Origin of the sequence: Streptococcus oralis, from assembly GCF_001075875.1 — a bacterium.
Taxonomy (GTDB): domain Bacteria; phylum Bacillota; class Bacilli; order Lactobacillales; family Streptococcaceae; genus Streptococcus; species Streptococcus oralis_I.
The window spans coordinates 1-996 of record NZ_JUOS01000206.1 but is presented as its reverse complement, the minus strand read 5'-3'; the positions used below and the strand labels follow the sequence as shown (position 1 = coordinate 996).

At 29.5% G+C, this 996-nt stretch carries 1 protein-coding gene and 1 pseudogene; one reads left to right on the top strand and one right to left on the bottom strand.

The genetic code is table 11. The features are described from left to right. Positions 1-443, bottom strand: a 443-nt coding sequence (locus ADM33_RS10405; protein WP_049505081.1) for a helix-turn-helix domain-containing protein, incomplete at its 3' end; no start/stop codon positions are given. Between the two features lie 320 nt (positions 444-763). On the opposite strand from ADM33_RS10405, the pseudogene ADM33_RS10400 reads away from it, so the two are divergent. After that, positions 764-996: pseudogene (locus ADM33_RS10400) on the top strand (hypothetical protein); the annotation flags it as partial.

Below are 996 nucleotides of genomic sequence, written 5' to 3'. Positions count from 1 at the left end.
TTTTCCCAATAAGTTTTAACTTCTTCAAAAATCTTATTCAAAAGTTCTGCATCTTTTTCTGACAACTGATTTTTTTCTATAACTCTATCTTTTAGTTCTGTTGCCTTTATTTTATTTCTTGCCACCGAAACTCCTATTGAATGTTTCAAAATATCAAACTCATCCTTTGAAAAGTTTGCAATATTGGTAAGATCTAATTGTTCTAGAGGTAAACTACTGATAATTGAATAAGGTTTTTGTCCCAGCAAATAATCTGTAGTAGTACCAAAGATATTTGCTAATTTCACAACGAATTCTAATCCTGGTTCTAACGTTCCATTCTCCCACCGAGAATATGTCCCTTGTTGAACTCCAATTAATTCCGATATTTGTACTTGAGTTAACTTTTTTGATTTTCTGAGAGTTTTTAACCTCTCTGAAAATTTATAATCCTCTGTATACATAATTCTCCTATAGATATTCTTATTCGTATATTTTTTCTTGACAAAATATTCTAAACGGTATAAAATAGAATTATTCCATAAGGAATATTTATTTTGAGATTAAATATTCCATTGAGAATATTATAGCATAAAAGGGGGTAAAAGCGTATGTAATTAGTAGTCGATTTTAAAAATTTTAATAAAGGAGGTAAGATTCGACAAAATAAAAAAATCTTGAAACAAATGTGCCGTTCGTTCCAAGATCAAAACATATTATGTAACAATTATACCACAGAAAACTCCTCAGTTGCACAAAAAAATTTCGGAGGTTTCACAAAAAGATGACCAATAAAGAGTTAGTCAATCAAATTTCTGGCCTAAACTCTACCTCTACTCTTAAAAATTGGATCCAACTGATTAAAGAGATAAGTGGCAAGGAATTTAAGAAAATTAAAATTCCTATCAGTAGAAATCCAAGAACTCATCAATTAAGTTATACAGTTGCCTATGACTTTACAGACGAAGACCTTAGACAATTTCAAAAGTTAGCTAACCTAAAACTTGAAATAGGTCT